The organism is Amycolatopsis lexingtonensis, assembly GCF_014873755.1.
In the GTDB taxonomy this organism is placed as follows: Bacteria; Actinomycetota; Actinomycetes; order Mycobacteriales; family Pseudonocardiaceae; genus Amycolatopsis; species Amycolatopsis lexingtonensis.
In genome coordinates, this window is sequence record NZ_JADBEG010000001.1 from 10,104,520 (window position 1) to 10,122,819 (window position 18,300).

General features: G+C 73.9%; 2 protein-coding genes (1 of these 2 only partly in view). Both read left to right on the forward strand.

Annotated features, from left to right (window positions below; genetic code table 11):
- A protein-coding gene (locus H4696_RS50550; RefSeq protein WP_225956005.1) for a type I polyketide synthase crosses the window boundary here: on the forward strand, positions 1-9,075 show its 3' portion. The gene continues 6,084 nt to the left of window position 1, outside the view; only the last 9,075 of its 15,159 coding nucleotides appear in the window; its start codon lies beyond the left edge, outside the window; the stop codon is at positions 9,073-9,075.
- 29 nt (positions 9,076-9,104) lie between these two features.
- Positions 9,105-18,275: a type I polyketide synthase gene (locus H4696_RS46625; RefSeq protein WP_420831579.1), complete on the forward strand. Its 9,171-nt coding sequence runs from the start codon at positions 9,105-9,107 to the stop codon at positions 18,273-18,275.
- Positions 18,276-18,300 lie beyond the last annotated feature (25 nt).

Consider the following 18,300-nt stretch of genomic DNA (forward strand, 5'->3'; position numbering starts at 1 on the left):
GGCCGCGGTCTCTACGCCCGCTTCCCCGTCTACGCCGAAGCGTTCGACGCTGTCCTCGCCCACTTCGCCCCCGAAGTGCGCGAAGCCTTCGACGACGCCGAGCGCCTGGACCGGACCGAGTTCACCCAGCCCGCCCTCTTCGCGATCGAGGTGGCGCTGTTCCGCCTGGTCGAGTCCTTCGGCATCCGCCCGGACTTCGTGGCCGGACACTCGATCGGCGAGATCTCGGCCGCCCACGTAGCCGGTGTCCTGTCCCTGGAAGACGCCTGCCGCCTAGTCTCGGCCCGCGCCTCCCTCATGCAGGCTCTCCCGCCCGGCGGCGCGATGGTCTCGATCGCCGCTCCGGAGTCAGCCATCACCCTCACCGAGGGCGTCTCCATCGCCGCGGTCAACGGCCCCGAGTCAGTCGTCATATCCGGCGACGAGAATGCGGTCCTCGAGATCGCAGCGCAGTTCCCCAAGACCAAGCGCCTGACGGTGAGCCACGCCTTCCATTCGCCGTTGATGGACCCGATGCTGGACGAGTTCCGCGCGGTCGCCGAGTCCCTGGAGCACCGCCCCGCGACGATACCGGTGATCTCGAATGTGAGCGGTGCTCTCGCCGAGTCGTTCACCGCGGACTACTGGGTCTGGCACGTGCGGGAAGCGGTCCGGTTCGCCGACGGCATCTCGACGTTGGAAGCCGCCGGTGTGGGGGTGTTCCTGGAGCTGGGGCCCGACGGCGTGCTCAGCGGGATGGTCCCCGGCACCGCGATCCCCGCGCTCCGGCGGGACCGCGACGAGGAACGAACCCTGTTCACCGCGCTGGCCCGGCTGCACGTCAACGGCGTCGACCTGGACTGGGAGAGCCTCTACGCCGGCTCCGCGGGCCGGGCCGTCGCGCTGCCGACGTACCCCTTCGAGCACCAGCGCTACTGGCTCGAACCCGCACGCCCACCGGCCGCCACCGACGCCGACGCCGAGTTCTGGGCCGTCGTCGAAAACGGGGACCTGGCCCGCGACCTCGCCGTCGACGAAGACCTCGCCGACGCCATCCAGCCCGCCCTCCAGGCCTGGCGCACCCGCCACCGCGAGGCGAGCACCCTCGAATCGTGGCGCTACCGCGTCACCTGGCGCCCGCACACCGTCACCGCCGAACGGCTTTCCGGCACCTGGCTGATCATCGGCACCGAGCACGCCGGGATCGCCGAAAGCCTGGCCGAGCACGGCGCGGACGTCGTCACCGTGCCCGTCGAACGACTGCACGAGGTCGAAGACATCGCCGGAGCCCTCGCCTTCCCGGCGAACCTCGGCGAAGCACTCGCCGTGCTCCAAGCCGACCTGCCCGGCCCGCTCTGGTGCGTCACCACCGAAGCCGTGCGCACCGCGCGTTCCGACGCCGCACCCGACCCCGCGCTGGCGCAGGTCTGGGGTCTCGGCCGGGTCGCCGCGCTCGAACTCACCGGCCGCGACATCGGCCTCCTGGACCTCCCGGCCACCCTCGACGACCGCGGCCACGCCCGGCTCGCGGGTCTTCTCGCCGCGGGTACCGGCGAGGACCAAGTGGCGCTCCGGGCGTCCGGCGCGTTCGTGCCACGGCTCGTTCGCGCCCCGGCCGGCGCCGAGCCCGGTGGCTGGACCCCACGCGGCACCGTCCTGATCACCGGGGGCACCGGGGCGCTGGGCAGCGCCCTCGCCCGCAAGCTCGCCGCGGACGGCGCCCGGCACCTCCTCCTGCTCAGCCGCCGCGGACCGGACGCCCCCGGCGCGCAAGAACTCGCGACGCAGCTGCGCGGCCTCGGTGCGGAAGCCGAGATCGTCGCCTGCGACGTCGCCGACCGCGCCGCGCTGGCGGGGGTCCTGGAAGGACGGTCGGTGACCGCGGTCTTCCACGCCGCGGGCCACGGCCGGTTCACGCCGATCACCGAATCGTCCATTGAGGACTTCGCCGAGGTTGTCAGCGCGAAGGTGGACGGCGCCGTCCACCTCGACGAACTGCTCGGTGCCGACCTCGACGCGTTCGTGCTGTTCTCGTCCATCGCCGGCGTCTGGGGCAGTGGCCACCAGGGTGCCTACGCGGCCGCCAACGCGCACCTCGACGCTCTCGCCGAACGCCGCCGCGCCGCGGGGCTCGCCGCGACGTCGATCGCCTGGGGCCCGTGGGCGGGTGCGGGCATGGGCGCGTCCGAGGAGGGCGACGAGCTGCTCCGCCGTCGCGGGCTCCTCCCGCTGGACCCGGACCTGGGCCTGCGCGCGCTCCTGCAGGCCGTCGAACTGAACGAGACCACCGTCGTCGTCGCCGACGTCGACTGGGCCCGCTTCGCGCCGTCGTACGCGGCCGCCCGGGCGCGGCCGCTGATGGCCGAGCTGCCCGAATTCGCCGTGACCGAAGGCGAAACCGCGGCCCGCGGTACGGCCGAGCTGGCCACCCGGCTGGCCGGGCTGCCCGCGCCCGAACGGCGTCGCGTGCTCCTCGACGTCGTGCGTGCCCGCGCCGCGGCGGTCCTCGGGCACGACGGTGCCGAGGCGATCGAGCCGGTCCGGCCCTTCAAGGACCTGGGCTTCGACTCGCTCACCGCGGTCGAGCTGCGCAACGGCCTGGCCGCGGACACCGGTCTCGCCCTGCCTTCGACGCTGGTGTTCGACCACCCGACCCCGGCCGACCTGACCGACCGCCTGCTCGATGAGATCTTCGGCGCCGACGCGGCGGAACCGGGCTCGCCCGCGGCCGTGGCCGAGGTCGCCGACGACCCGATCGCGATCGTCGCGATGAGCTGCCGCTACCCGGGTGGCGTCCGCTCGCCCGAAGACCTCTGGCGGCTGGTCGGCGAGGGCGGCGACGGCATTTCCGGCTTCCCGGACGACCGCGGCTGGGACCTCGGCGCGCTCTACGACCCGGACCCGGGCAAGAGCGGGCGCAGCTACGCCCGCGACGGCGGCTTCCTCGAGGGTGTCGGACAGTTCGACGCCGCGTTCTTCGGGATCTCACCGCGCGAGGCGCTCGCCATGGACCCGCAGCAGCGGCTGCTGCTCGAAACGGCGTGGGAACTGTTCGAGCGGGCGGGCATCGACCCGCATTCACTGCGGGGCAGCAAAACCGGCGTGTTCGCCGGCACCAACGGCCAGGACTACGTCACCATGCTCGGCTCGGCGTCCGGCGTCGAAGGCCACCTGCTGACCGGGAACACCACGAGCGTCATCGCCGGGCGCGTCTCCTACACCTTCGGCCTGGAAGGGCCGTCGGTCGCGGTCGACACCGCGTGTTCGTCGTCGCTGGTCGCACTGCACCTGGCCTGCCAGTCGCTGCGCCAAGGCGAGTCCACGATGGCCGTGGCCGGCGGTGTCACGGTCATGTCGACACCGGGCGCGTTCGTCGAGTTCAGCCGGCAGCGCGGGCTGGCCCCGGACGGCCGGTGCAAGCCGTTCGCCGAGGCCGCCGACGGCACCGGCTGGGCCGAAGGCGCGGGATTGCTGCTGCTGGAACGGCTTTCCGACGCCCGCCGCAACGGCCACGAAGTCCTCGCGCTCGTCCGGGGCTCGGCGGTCAACTCCGACGGCGCTTCGAACGGCCTGACCGCGCCGAACGGCCCGTCGCAGCAACGCGTGATCCGCGCGGCGCTGGCGAACGCAGGCCTGACGCCGTCCGATGTGGACGTCGTCGAGGCGCACGGCACCGGCACGACGCTCGGCGACCCGATCGAGGCGCAGGCGGTCCTCGCGACCTACGGCCAGGACCGGGAAACGCCGCTGTGGCTCGGCTCGATCAAGTCCAACATCGGCCACACGCAGGCCGCCGCCGGGGCCGCCGGGGTGATCAAGGTCGTCATGGCGATGCGCCACGGCGTGCTCCCGAAGTCGTTGCACGTCGACGCGCCTTCGTCCCATGTGGACTGGACGGCGGGTGCGGTCGAGCTGCTCACCGAAGCCCGCGAGTGGCCCGCCGACCGGCCGCGCCGGGCCGGGGTCTCGTCGTTCGGCATCTCCGGGACCAACGCGCACACCATCATCGAGCAGGCCCCCGAGCGCCCCAATGTGGCGTTCGGTGCGTCAGACGCACCGAACGCCACATTGGGTGCACTGGATGCACCCAACGCCACATTGGGGCGCTTCGGGCTCGTGCCGTGGCCGGTGTCCGGCCGGTCGGTGGCCGCACTGCGCGCCCAAGCCGCACGGCTGTCCGAAGTGGACGGAACACCCGCCGACATCGGGTTCACCCTGGCGACCGGCCGTGCCGCGCTGGACCACCGGGCCGTCGTGCTCGGCACCACGGCCGCGGACTTCCGGGCGGGACTCGCCGCGCTCGCCGAGGGCACGCCCGCGCCCGAGGTGATCTCGGGGGAGGCGGCCACCGGACCCCTCGCAGTCCTGTTCACCGGCCAAGGCGCGCAGCGCGCCGGGATGGGCCGGGAGCTGTACGCCCGCTTCAGCGGCTACGCCGACGCGTTCGACGAGGCCTGCGCGCACCTCGACCCGCACCTGGAGCACTCGATCCGGGACCTCGTCTTCGCCGAGCCAGGCACCGAGAAAGCCGCGTTGCTGGACCGGACCGCCTACACCCAGACCGCGCTGTTCGCCGTCGAGCTGGCGCTGCACCGGCTGGCCGAAAGCTGGGGTGTGCACGCGGACTACCTCGCCGGCCACTCGATCGGCGAGCTGGTTGCCGCGCACGTCGCCGGGGTCCTGTCGCTGGCCGACGCCGCCGAGCTGGTCGCCGCTCGCGGTCGCCTGATGGACGCGCTGCCGGACGGCGGCGCGATGGTTTCCCTGCGGGCCGGCGAAGAAGCCGTGGCCGCCGAGGTGGCCAAGACCGGCGGCCGGGCAGGCATCGCGGCCGTCAACGGGCCGGGGTCGGTCGTCGTCTCCGGCGACGAAGACGTCGTGCTGGACCTGGCCGCCGGGTTCGCGGCGGCGGGCGTGCGGACCAAGCGGCTCAAGGTGAGCCACGCGTTCCACTCCCCGCGGATGGACGCGATGCTCGACGACTTCGCCGCGGTCGCGAACCGGCTGACCTACCACCCGGCCGAGCGGACCGTCGTGTCCACGGTGACCGGGCGGCTCGCCGGTCCCGAACTGTCCACTCCGGACTACTGGGTGCACCAGGTGCGGGCGTCGGTGCGGTTCGCCGACGCCGTCGCCACCCTGGCCGGCCAAGGCGTCCGGACGTTCCTCGAAGCGGGCCCGGACGCCGTGCTCAGCGCGATGGCCGCGGACTGCCTCGGCGAGGACGTCGTGGCCGTGCCGCTGCTGCGCCGCGACCGGCCGGAGGAGCGCACGTTCGCCACCGCGCTCGCCGGACTGTGGGTCCGCGGGGTCCCGGCCGACCTGTCGGCCGCGGTCCCCGGTGGCCGCCGCGTCCCGCTGCCGACGTACGCCTTCCAGCACCGGCGCTTCTGGCCCGAGGTCTCGGCGGTGGCCGGCGACGTCGGCGCGGCCGGGCTCACCGACGCGGGCCACCCGCTGCTGGCCGCGACCCTGCCGCTGGCCGGCGGCGACGGCATCGTCCTCACCGGACGGCTGTCGCTCGCCACCCAGCCGTGGCTCGCCGACCACGCCGTGCTCGGCACGGTCCTGGTGCCCGGTACGGCGTTCGTCGAGCTGGCGGTGCGAGCGGGCGACCAGGCGGGCTGCCCGGCGCTCGAAGAGCTGACCCTTTCCGCTCCGCTCGTGCTGCGCGAGCAGGACGCCGTCGCGATCCAGGTCGCCGTGGGCGGCCCGGACGACGAAGGTCGTCGCGAACTGACCGTCCACTCGCGACCGGAAGGCCGGGACGAGTGGACCGCGCACGCGGCCGGGGTGCTCGCCCCTTCCGCCGCGGCGGAACCCGCCGCCCTCAAGGAATGGCCGCCCACCGGCGCGGAACCCGTTGACGTGACAGGCTTCTACGACACCCTCGCGGCGTCCGGCTTCGGCTACGGCCCGGCGTTCCGCGGCCTGCGCGCGGCCTGGCGCGCCGGCGAGGAGATCTACGCCGAGGTCGCCCTGCCGGAGCAGCAGCAGGCCGGCGCGTTCGGCCTCCACCCGGCGCTGCTCGACGCCGCCCTGCACGCGCTCGGCCTGCGGGACGGCGAGCCGGGACCACGGTTGCCCTTCGCCTGGACCGGCGTCACCCTGCACGCCGCCGGGGCCGCCGCGCTGCGGGTCCGGCTGCGGCCCGGCACCGGGGACGCGGTCGCCGTCGACGTCGCCGATGCAACCGGGGCACCGGTCGCGTCGGTGGCCGGACTGGTGCTGCGCCCGGTTTCGGCCGAGCAGCTGCGCGGGCCGGACGGCGGCGACTCGCTGTTCCACGTCGAGTGGACGCCGGTCCCGGTGGCCGAAACGCCGGGTGGCCGGTACGCCGTCATCGGCCCGGACCCGCTCGGCCTGGTCGCCGGGCTCGGCTCGGCGGGCAGCGTCGAGTCCTATGTGGATCTCGCGGATCTCGGCCGCAGCACGGAAGAGACCGGGGAAGAGCCGCAGTTCGTGTTCTCGGCGATCCGGCACTCGCCGCAGCCAAAGGACCGCGCTGGCTTCGCGCTGGACCTGGTCCGCGCCTGGCTGGCCGACGAGCGGTTCAGCACCGCGCGGCTCGTGCTGGTCACCCGCGGCGCGGTCGGCGCGGTCGACGGCGACCGCGTGCCGGACCTCACCGCAGCGCCCGTGTGGGGCCTGCTGCGGTCGGCGCAGTTCGAAAACCCCGGCCGGCTCGTGCTGGTCGACCTCGACGACGAAGACCCGCGCTCGGCGGCCTTGCTGGGCGCGGTGGCCTCGGGCGAGCCGCAGCTCGCGCTGCGGGACGGCCGGGCACTGGCCGCGCGACTGGTGCGCGCCGGCTCCGGTGACCTGCTGCGCGTGCCCGCCGAGGGCAACTGGCGGCTCGACACCACCGGCCCGGGCACGCTGGAAAACCTAGCGCTGATCCCGAATCCGCTGCCCGAGACGCTCGAACCGGGCCACGTCCGGGTGGCCATCCGCGCCGCCGGGATGAACTTCCGCGACGTCCTGATCGGCCTCGGCATGTACCCGGGCGAGCCGATCATGGGCATCGAAGGCGCCGGCGTCGTGCTGGAATGCGGCGAAGGCGTCACCGGTCTCGAACCGGGCGACAAGGTGATGGGCTTCTTCCCCGGCTCGTTCGGCCCGCGCTCGGTCGCGGACCAGCGGATGCTGGCGAAGATGCCCGAAGGCTGGTCGTTCAGCGAAGCGGCTTCGGTGCCCATCGTGTTCCTCACTGCCTACTACGGCCTGGTCGACCTGGCCGGGCTGCGGGCCGGGGAGTCCGTGCTGATCCACGCGGGCGCCGGCGGCGTCGGCATGGCCGCCATCCAACTGGCCCGCCACCTCGGCGCCGAGGTCTACGCCACCGCGAGCCCGGGCAAGTGGGACGTCCTGCGCGCGTCCGGGCTCGACGACGCGCACCTGGCGTCCTCGCGCACCACCGGGTTCGCGGAGCTGTTCCGCGAGGCCAGCGGCGGCCGCGGCGTCGACGTCGTGCTCAACGCGCTGACGCAGGAGTTCATCGACGCCTCCTTCGCGCTGATGCCGCGCGGCGGGCGGTTCCTGGAGATGGGCAAGGCGGACGTCCGCGACGCGGGCGAAGTCGCCGCCGCCCACCCGGGCGTGGCCTACCAGGCGTTCGACCTCGTCGAAGCCGGGCCGGACCGGATCCGGGAGCTGTTCACCGAGGTCATCGCGCTGTTCGAAGCCGGAGCGCTGACGCCGCTGCCGGTGCGGACCTGGGACGTGCGGCGCGCGCCCGAGGCGTTCCGGTTCGTCAGCCAGGCCAAGCACGTCGGCAAGGTCGTGCTCACCATGCCGTCGTGCTTCGGCCCCGGCACGGTGCTGATCACCGGCGGTACCGGCGCGCTGGGTGGCCTGCTCGCGCGGCGGCTGGTCACCGGGCACGGCGTTCGCGACCTCGTCCTGCTGAGCCGGCGCGGTCCCGACGCGCCGGGCGCCGCCGAACTCGCCGCCGACCTGCGGGAACTGGGCGCGAACGTCCGGATCGTCGCAGGTGACGCGGCCGATCGGCGGGAACTGGCCTCGGTGCTCGCCGCGATCCCGGCGGAGCGGCCGCTCACCGGGGTGGTGCACGCGGCCGGCGTGCTCGACGACGGCGTCGTCGCGTCGCTGACGCCCGAGCGGCTCAACGCGGTGCTGCGGCCCAAGGTCGACGCCGCGCTGAACCTGCACGAGCTGACCCGGGACCTCGGGCTGTCGGCGTTCGTGCTGTTCTCGTCGGCGGCGGCCACGCTGGGCAGCCCGGGCCAGGGCAACTACGCCGCGGCCAACGCGTTCCTCGACGCGCTCGCGCAGTACCGCTCGGCCCGCGGCCTGCCCGCCGGTTCGCTGGCGTGGGGTCCGTGGGCCACCGACGGCATGCTCGGCGACGCCGGACGGGCGAAGCTGGAGCGGTCCGCGTTCGTCCCCTTCACCGCCGAAAGCGGGCTCGACCTGTTCGACGTCGCCGCCGCGCGGCCGGAACCGGTGCTGCTGCCGCTGCAGCTCGACCCGGCCGCGCTGGGCGCGCAGGCCGGCTTGCCGCCGCTGTTCGCTTCGCTGGTACGGGCCCCGGCCCGCCGGACCGCCGAAGCGGCGTCGGAGGAGCCCTCCGGCCCGCCGTTCGCCCAGCGGCTCGGGGCGGTGCCCGCGGCCGAGCGCGGCGAGTTCCTGCTCGACGTCGTGCGCGGGCACGTCGCCACCGTGCTGGGCCACGGTTCCACGGCCGAAATCGAGGGCGGCCGCGGCTTCCTCGACCTCGGCTTCGACTCGCTGACCGCGGTGGAACTGCGCAACCGGCTCACCGCCGAGACCAGGCTGCGGCTCCCGGCCACGCTGATCTTCGACCACCCGTCGCCCGCCGACCTGGCGGCGCACCTGCTGGCCGGGCTCGCGCCCGAAGAAGCGGACGCGGACGCGGCGGTCCTGGCCGAGCTGGACCGGCTCGAGCGCGTGCTCGAAGGCGCCGGCGACAGCAGGCGGATCACCGCGCGCCTGGAGACGCTGCTGGCCCGGCGGCGTGCCACGCAGGCGGACGAAGAGTCCGGCGACGGGCTCGACGCCGCCACCGACGACGAAATCTTCGACCTGATCGACAACGAGCTCGGGCTGTCCTGAATGGACGCCACGCACCGACGGGATGGGGCCTGATGGACAACGACGCGAAGCTCCGGGAATACCTGAAGAAGGTGACCGCGGACCTCCGGCGCGCCCGCAAGCGCATCCAGGAGGTGGAGGACGCCGGGTACGAGCCGATCGCGATCGTCGGGATGGCCTGCCGGTTCCCGGGCGGTGTCCGCTCGCCCGAGGACCTGTGGCGCCTGGTGGACAGCGGCAGCGACGCGATGTCCGGGTTCCCCGCTGACCGCGGCTGGCCGGACACCCGTGACGCGGGGTTCGCCGCCGAGGGCGGGTTCGTGCACGACGCGGGCCTGTTCGACGCCGGGTTCTTCGGCATCTCGCCGCGAGAAGCCCTCGCGATGGATCCCCAGCAGCGGCTGCTGCTGGAGACGTCGTGGGAAGCGTTGGAGCGCGCGGGGATCGTGCCGGAGTCGTTGCGCGGCAGCCGGTCCGCGGTGTTCGTCGGCGCCGCGCACCAGGGGTACGCGACCGGGGCGGGGGAGGACGCCGAAGCCGTCGCCGGGCACCTGATGACCGGCACCGCGACCAGTGTCCTGTCCGGACGGATCTCCTACACCCTCGGCCTCGAAGGCCCGTCCGTCACCGTCGACACGGCGTGTTCGTCGTCGCTGGTGGCGCTGCACCTCGCCGTGCAGTCGTTGCGGCGCGGGGAATCCGACTTCGCGCTCGCCGGTGGCGCGGCGGTGATGGTCAACCCGGGCATGTTCACCGAAATGCAGCGCCAGGGCGGCCTGTCCGGAAACGGGCGGTGCAAGGCGTTCGCCGAGGGCGCCGACGGCACCGGCTGGGGCGAAGGCGTCGGCATGCTGCTGGTCGAGCGGTTGTCGGACGCGAAGCGGCTCGGCCACCCGGTGCTGGCCGTCGTCCGCGGCTCGGCGGTCAACCAGGACGGCGCGAGCAGTGGCCTGTCCGCGCCGAACGGCCCGTCGCAGCAGCGCGTTATCCGCGACGCGCTCGCCGACGCCCGCTTGTCCACTGTGGACGTCGACCTGGTGGAGGCGCACGGCACGGGCACGGCTTTGGGTGACCCGATCGAGGCTCAGGCCCTGCTCGCCACCTACGGCCAGGACCGCCCGGCTCCGCTGTGGCTCGGTTCGGTCAAGTCGAACATCGGGCACACCCAGGCCGCGGCCGGGGTCAGCGGCATCATCAAGCTCGTCATGGCGCTGCGGAACCACCGGATGCCGCCGACCCTGCACGCCGGGACGCCGTCGACGAAGATCGACTGGGCCGAGGGTGCGGTCGAGCTGCTGCAGGAAGGCCGGGAGTGGACTGCCGATCGGCCGCGCCGCGGTGCGGTGTCGTCGTTCGGGATCTCCGGCACGAACGCGCACATCATCCTGGAAGAGTCCGACGACGAACCGCCGGTGGCTTCGACTGCCAGTGGCGTGCTGCCGTGGGTGCTGTCGGCCAAGTCGGCTGAAGCGCTGAGGGACCAGGCCGCCCGGCTGTCCACTGTCGACGCCGACCCGGCCGGGGTCGCGTTCTCTCTGGCGACGACCCGGTCCGCGTTCGCGCACCGCGCGGTCGTCGTCGGTGAGGACCGGGAGCGTCTGCTCGCCGGGGTGCGCGCGCTGGCCGACGGCGTTCCCGCGCCGAACGTCGTGTCCGGGACCGCGGGGAGTAGCGGCAAGGTCGCGATGGTCTTCCCGGGCCAGGGTGCCCAGTGGGCCGGGATGGCGACCGAGCTGCTGGCGACGTCCGACGTCTTCGCGGCCCGGTTCACCGAGTGCGCCCAGGCTCTCGAACCGCACACCGGCTTTTCCTTGCTGGACGAGGACATCGACCTGGACCGCGTCGACGTCGTGCAGCCCGCGCTGTTCGCGATGATGGTGTCGCTCGCCGCGCTGTGGGCGGCCCACGGCGTGCGCCCGGACGCCGTGATCGGCCACTCGCAGGGGGAGATCGCCGCCGCCGTCGTCTCGGGTGCACTGTCCCTTGAGGACGGCGCGCGAGTCGTCGCGCTGCGCAGCAAGGCGATCCTCGCGCTGGCGGGCGCGGGCGGGATGGTGTCTGTGGCCGCTTCGCGTGAGCGGACCGAGGAACTCGCCCGGCCCTGGGGCGAGTGCATCTCGATCGCCGCGGTGAACGGCCCGGCCGCGACCGTCGTCTCGGGTGAGCCGGAAGCGCTCGACGAGTTCATGGCCGCCTGCGAAGAAGTTCGCACGCGCAGGATCCCGGTGGACTACGCGTCCCACTCGGTCCAGGTGGAGCAGCTGCGCGAAGAACTCCTGGAGGTGCTCGCGCCGATCGAGCCGCGAGCGGGGGAGACGGCGTTCTTCTCCACGGTGACCGGCGAGTGGATCGACGGCACCGCCCTCGACGCCGAGTACTGGTACACCAACCTGCGCGGCACCGTCCGGCTGGACATCGCGGTCGAGCAGCTCAAGAGCCAGGGCTTCGGCACGTTCGTGGAGGCGTCACCGCACCCGGTGCTGACCATGGCGATCGGGGACGACGTCGTCGCACTAGGCTCCCTTCGCCGCGGCGAAGGCGGTTTGACCCGCTTCGCGCTGTCGGTCGCCGAAGCGCACGTACGCGGCGTCAAGGTCGACTGGACGCCGTACTTCGCCGGCGCGACTCGCGTCGATCTGCCCACCTACGCCTTCCAGCACCGCCACTACTGGCTGAAGCCCGGCACGCCCGTGAAGGCGGCCCCGGCGGACAACGGGTTCTGGGAGGTCGTCGACAGCCACGACCTCCAGGCCGTCGCCGACACCCTCGGCGTCGACACCGAGATCCCGCTGAGCGAGCTGCTGCCCGCGCTGAGCGAGTGGCGCCGTGCCGCCCATGAAAAGTCCACTGTGGAGTCCTGGCGGTACGACGTCCGTTGGCGCCCGGCGCCGGAACCGGCGGGAACGCTGTCCGGCCGGTGGCTCGCGGTGGTCGCGCCGGGCCAGGACACGTCCATGGTGGACGGACTCGGCGCCGAGATCGTGCCGGTCGAGGTGACCGGAGACCGCGAGAGCCTGGCCGCCCGCCTGCGCGAAGCCGAGCCGGACCCGGCGGGCGTGATTTCCCTGCTGGGCTTCGACGAACGGCCGCACCCGGAGTTCCCCGAGCTGCCGTCCGGCGTCGCGGGCACGCTCCTGCTCGCCCAGGCCCTCGGCGACGCCGAAATTGCCGCACCGCTGTGGCTGCTGACGTCCGGCGCCGTCGCGACGAACTCGCCGTCGCCCGCGCAGGCCCAGATCTGGGGCCTCGGCCGCGTCATCGGCCTCGAACACCCCGGCCGCTGGGGCGGCCTGGTCGACCTGCCCGCCGACGTCGACGACCGCGCGGCGGGCCGGCTCGCCGCCATCCTGGCCGCCGGCGGCGACGAAGACCAGTTCGCCGTCCGGTCGAACGGGGTCAACGTCCGCCGCCTGGTCCGCGCGCCCGCGGCCCGCGGCGGGAAGTGGTCGCTGCGCGGGACGGTCCTGGTCACCGGCGGCACCGGCGCGCTCGGCCCGCGGATCGCCCGCTGGCTGGAGGGCGCCGGCGCCGAGCACGTCGTCCTGGCCAGCCGCCGCGGCGACCAGGCCCCCGGGGCGGCCGAGCTGAGCGCCGCGCTGGACATCCCCGTCACCTTCGAGGCCTGCGACATCGCCGACCGCGCCGAGGTCCAGGCTCTCGCCGACCGTCACGACATCAGCGCGGTGATCCACGCCGCCGCGCTGATCGAGCTGGCCTCGATCGACGCCACCGACGTCGCCGGGTTCGCCGCCGTCGCGCGCGCGAAGGTGCTCGGTGCCGAGAACCTCGACGCCGTCTTCGACCGCGACCTCGACGCGTTCGTGCTGTTCTCCTCGGTCGCCGGCGTCTGGGGCAGCGGTGATCACGCGGCCTACGCGGCGGCCAACGCCCACCTCGACGCCCTCGCCGAGCGCCGCCGCGCCCGCGGCCTCCGGGCCACGTCGCTGGCCTGGGGCGTCTGGAACGCCGTCAACCCCTGGGACCGCGCCAAGGAGAACCAGGACTTCGACGCGAGCCGGCTGCTGCGCCAGGGCCTGCCGTTCCTCGACCCCGACCTCGCCTTCGCCGGGCTGCGCGAGGTGCTGGCCGACGACGAGACGTTCCTCGCGCTCGCCGACGTCGACTGGGCGCGGTTCGCACCGGTGTTCACCGCCCTGCGGCCCCGCCCCCTGCTGGACGAGCTGCCCGAGGTGCGTCGTGCGCTGACCGTCGAAAAGGCCCCGGTCGCCACCGGCGGCCTGCGCGAACGCCTGACCGGGCAGTCCCCGGCCGATCGCACCCGGACCGTCTTGGAACTGGTCCGCGCCACCGCGGCGGCCGTGCTCGGCCACGACGGCCCGGACGCTGTCGCCCCGGGCGTGGCCCTGCGGGAACTCGGCTTCGACTCGCTCACCGCGGTCGAACTGCGCAACCGCCTGGCCGCCGAGACCGGCCAGAGCCTCCCCGCGACCCTGGCCTTCGACCACCCGACGGCCGAGCGGATCACCGCGTTCCTGCTCGACGGCCTCTTCGGCGCCACGACCGCGGTCACCGAGACCGTCGTCGCGGTCGCCGACGACCAGCCGATCGCGATCGTCGCGATGAGCTGCCGCTACCCCGGCGGCATCACCAGCCCCGAGGACCTCTGGGAGCTGATCACCGCGGGCGGCGACGCCATCACCGGGTTCCCGGCCAACCGCGGCTGGGACACCGACGCGCTGTTCGACCCCGACCCCGACCACGAGGGCACCAGCTACACCCGCCACGGCGGCTTCCTGCACGACGCCGGCGACTTCGACCCGGGCTTCTTCGGCATCTCGCCGCGCGAGGCGCTCACCATGGACCCCCAGCAGCGGCTCCTGCTGGAGACGACGTGGGAGGCGATGGAACGCGCCGGCGTCGACCCGGAGAGCCTGCGGGGGAGCGCGACCGGCGTGTTCGTCGGCACCAACTACGCCGACTACGGCATCGGGCTCGCCCAGCCGGACAGTTCGGCGGGCCACCTGCTCACCGGCGGCGCGGCCAGCGTCGTCTCCGGCCGGATCTCCTACACGTTCGGGCTCACCGGCCCGGCGGTCACCGTCGACACGGCGTGCTCGTCGTCGCTGGTCGCGCTGCACCTGGCCTGCCAGTCGCTGCGCAACGGCGAATGCACGATGGCGCTGGCCGGCGGGGTGGCGCTGATGTCGACCCCGGCGTCGTTCGTCGCGTTCAGCCGCCAGCGCGCGCTCGCCTCCGACGGCCGCTGCAAGGCCTTCTCCGACGACGCCGACGGCATGGGCATGGCCGAGGGCGTCGGCGTCGTGCTGGTCGAACGGCTCGCCGACGCCCAGCGCAACGGCCACGAGGTCCTCGCGGTGATCCGCGGCTCGGCGGTCAACCAGGACGGTGCGTCCAACGGCCTCACCGCCCCCAACGGCCCCGCCCAGCAGCAGGTGATCCGCCAGGCCGTGGCCAACGCGCGGCTGACCTTCGACGACGTCGACGCCGTCGAGGCCCACGGCACCGGCACCACCCTCGGCGACCCGATCGAGGCCCAGGCCCTCCTGGCCACCTACGGCCGCGACCGCGAGCACCCCCTGTGGCTCGGCTCGGTGAAGTCGAACATCGGCCACAGCCAGGCCGCGTCCGGCGTCGCCGGGATCATCAAGATGGTCCTGTCGCTGCGCCACGGCGTGCTGCCCGCCACGCTGCACGCCGGCACGCCGTCGTCCCATGTGGACTGGACGGCGGGCAACGTCCGGCTGCTCGGCGAGAACCTGCCGTGGCCGGAGACCGGCCGGCCGCGCCGGGCCGCGGTGTCGTCGTTCGGGATGAGCGGCACCAACGCCCACGCGGTCCTCGAAGCCGCACCGGAGCCGGTCGCGGCCGGGTCGTCCGGGCCCGCCGCGACCGGCCCGGTGCCCTGGGTCCTGTCCGCGAAAAGCCTCGCTTCCCTGGCCGGGCAGGCGCGCCGGCTGCAGGCGCGCGTAGGGGCCGCACAGGGGGTCCGGGCCGCAGATGTGGGGTACTCCCTCGCGAATTCCCGGTCTACGTTCGAACAACGGGCGGTGCTCGTGGCCGCCGATGAGCACAGCGGCCACGACGCCCTGGGCGCGCTCGCCCACGGCCGGGCCGTTCCCGGCCTGGTGCGGGGCAGCGCCCGCCACGGGGGCAAGGTCGCCTTCGTCTTTCCCGGGCAGGGCTCGCAATGGGTGGGGATGGCTTTGGACCTGATGGACACGTCGCCGGCGTTCGCGGCCCGCATGCGGGACTGCGAACGCGCGCTGGCGCCGTTCGTCGACTGGTCGCTGACCGACGCCATCCGTGACTCCGCGATGCTGGAGCGCGTCGACGTCGTGCAGCCCGCGCTGTTTGCCGTGATGGTGTCGCTGGCCGAGGCCTGGCGTGCCCACGGCGTCCACCCCGACGCCGTCATCGGTCACTCCCAGGGTGAGATCGCCGCGGCCGCGGTTGCCGGTGCGCTGTCCCTCGAGGACGCTGCCCGCGTGGTCGCGTTGCGCAGCAAGGCGATCCTGGCACTGGCCGGCCGTGGCGGGATGGTCTCGGTGGCCGCTTCGCGGGAGACCGTCGAGTCGCTGCTGACCGCCGGACTGTCGGTCGCGGCGGTGAACGGCCCGGCCGCGGTCGTGGTGTCCGGCGAGCCGAGTGCCCTCGACGCCTTGGTGGCGCGGTGCGAGGCCGACGGCATCCGCGCGAAGCGGATCCCGGTCGACTACGCGTCCCACTCTGTCCACGTGGAAGCGATCGAGGCGGAGCTGCGCGAGCTGCTCGCGCCGGTGTCGCCGCGGTCGTCCGAAATCGCCTTCTACTCCACGGTGACCGCCGAGCCGATCGACACCGCCGGGCTCGACGGCGGTTACTGGTACACCAACCTGCGCAACCCGGTGCTGTTCGACGCGGCCACCCGGCGGCTGGCCGAGGACGGCTACGGCACGTTCATCGAATGCAGCTCGCACCCCGTGCTCACGATGAGCGTCCAGGACACTGTGGACGAGGCCGTCGTGACCGGCACCCTGCGCCGCGGCGAAGGCGGCCTCGACCGGCTGTACACGTCGTTCGCCGAAGCTTGGGTGCACGGTGTCGACGTCGACTGGACGCCGGCGTTCGGCGAAGGCGCCCGGCTGGTGCCGCTGCCGACGTACGCCTTCGACCACCAGCGGTACTGGCTGGACCCGGCCCCGGCGGCCCCGGCCGACGACGGGCTCTGGACGGCGCTCGAAGAAACCGACGATCTGGCCGGTGTGCTGGGCGTCGACCGCGGCGCGCTCGACGAGGTGCTGCCCGCACTCTCCCGCTGGCGCACGCGCCGCACCGAGGAATCCACTGTGGACTCGTGGTGCCTGAAGGTGGGGTGGTCGCCGGTCGCCGAACCGGCACTGCCGCTGCTTTCCGGGCGCTGGCTGGCGCTCGTACCCGCCGGAGCCTTCGCGGCCTCGGTGGTCGACGCGCTCGCCACCCGAGGCGCCGACGTCGTCACCGCCACTTTGGACAGCCTGCCGCCGGGCAACTATGCCGGTGTGGTTTCCCTGCTGGGCATGGACGAAACGCCGTTGCCCGGTCACCCGCTAATCGCCTCGGGTGTCGCGGCGACCGCCGCTTTGGCTCCGGCGCTGGCCAAAGCCGGGATCGATGCTCCACTGTGGATCCTCACTCGCGGTGCGGTGACGACCGGCACGGGCGACGCCCCGGCGTCGAGCGCTCCCGCGCAGCTGTGGGGGCTCGGCCGCGTGATTGGCCTGGAGTACCCGGGAATCTGGGGTGGTCTGGTCGACCTGCCCGCCACTGTGGACGAACGCACCGCCGACCGGCTGGCCGGTGTGCTGGCCGAATCTGGCGGCGAAGACCAGCTCGCGATCCGCCCGCAGGGCATCCTCGCCCGCCGGTTGCGCCCGGCCCGTCCCGCACCCGCGGGGGAGCCGTGGCGGCCGCGCGGCACCGTGCTCGTCACCGGCGGCACCGGTTCGCTGGGCGCGCACGTCGCCCGCTGGCTGGGCCGCTCCGGCGCCGAGCACCTCGTGCTCACCAGCCGTCGTGGCGAAGCCGCGCCCGGTGCGGCCGAACTGGCCGAAGAACTGCGGGAACTCGGCTGTGCGGTGACCATCGCCGCGTGCGACGTCGCCGAGCGCAAGGCCGTCGAGGAACTGCTGGCCGGGCTGGAAAACCCGCCCACCGCCGTCGTGCACGCCGCCGGGCTGCCGCAGTCGAGCACCCTGGCCGAAACCGGGCTGCACGAGTTCGAAGACGTCCTCGCGGCCAAGGTCGCGGGCGCCGCGCACCTGGACGAGCTGCTCGGGGACGACCTCGAAGCGTTCGTGCTGTTCTCCTCCAACTCCGGCGTCTGGGGCAGCGCGGGACAGGGTGCCTACGCCGCCGCGAACGCCTACCTGGACGCGCTCGCCGAACAGCGCCGCGCCCGCGGCGTCAAGGCGACGTCGGTGGCGTGGGGCCTGTGGGCCGGCGGCGGCATGGCGCGGGACGAAGGCGAGCAGCAGTTGCGCCGCCGTGGCCTGCGGCCGATGGCGCCCGAGCGCGCGGTGGCGGCCATGCAGGGCGCGCTCGACCGCGACGAGACCTTCCTCGCCGTGGCCGACGTCGACTGGGAGCGGTTCGTGCCGGCCTTCACGGCGTCGCGGCGCCGCCCGCTGATCGAGGACCTGCCCGCGGTCCGGCAGGTCCTGGCCCGGCTGGAAGCCGAGCAGACCCGTTACGACGAAGGTGCCGCGGCCGGCTGGCGCGAGCGGCTGGCCGGGCTGCCGGCGGCCGAACGCGACCGGGCCGTGCTCGACCTGGTCCGCACCGAAGCCGCGGTCGTCCTCGGCCACCGCGGCGCCGACGCGATCGGCAGCACCCGGCCGTTCCGCGACCTCGGGTTCGACTCGGTGACCGCGGTCGAGGTCCGCAACCGGCTGCGGGAGGTCACCGGCCTGCGGCTGGCGGCCACCGCCGTCTTCGACCACCCGACCCCGGTCGCGCTGGCCCGGTTCCTGGCGGCCGAGATCACTCCCGGCGGCACGCCCGGCGAGTCGGCGTTCGGGGCGCTGGACCAGCTGGAGGCGTCGCTGGGGGACCTCGAAACCGACGAGAACCTCCGGCTGCGCGTCGAAATGCGGCTGAAGTCCCTGCTGAACCGCTGGAGCGCGGAACCCGCGCCGGAGAAGGCGCAGCTGGCCGACGCCTCGGCCGACGAGGTCTTCGCCTTCATCGACAACGAACTCGGAATTTCCCCGCCGGCGCACTGACGCCCTGACTGGACGAACGGATGAG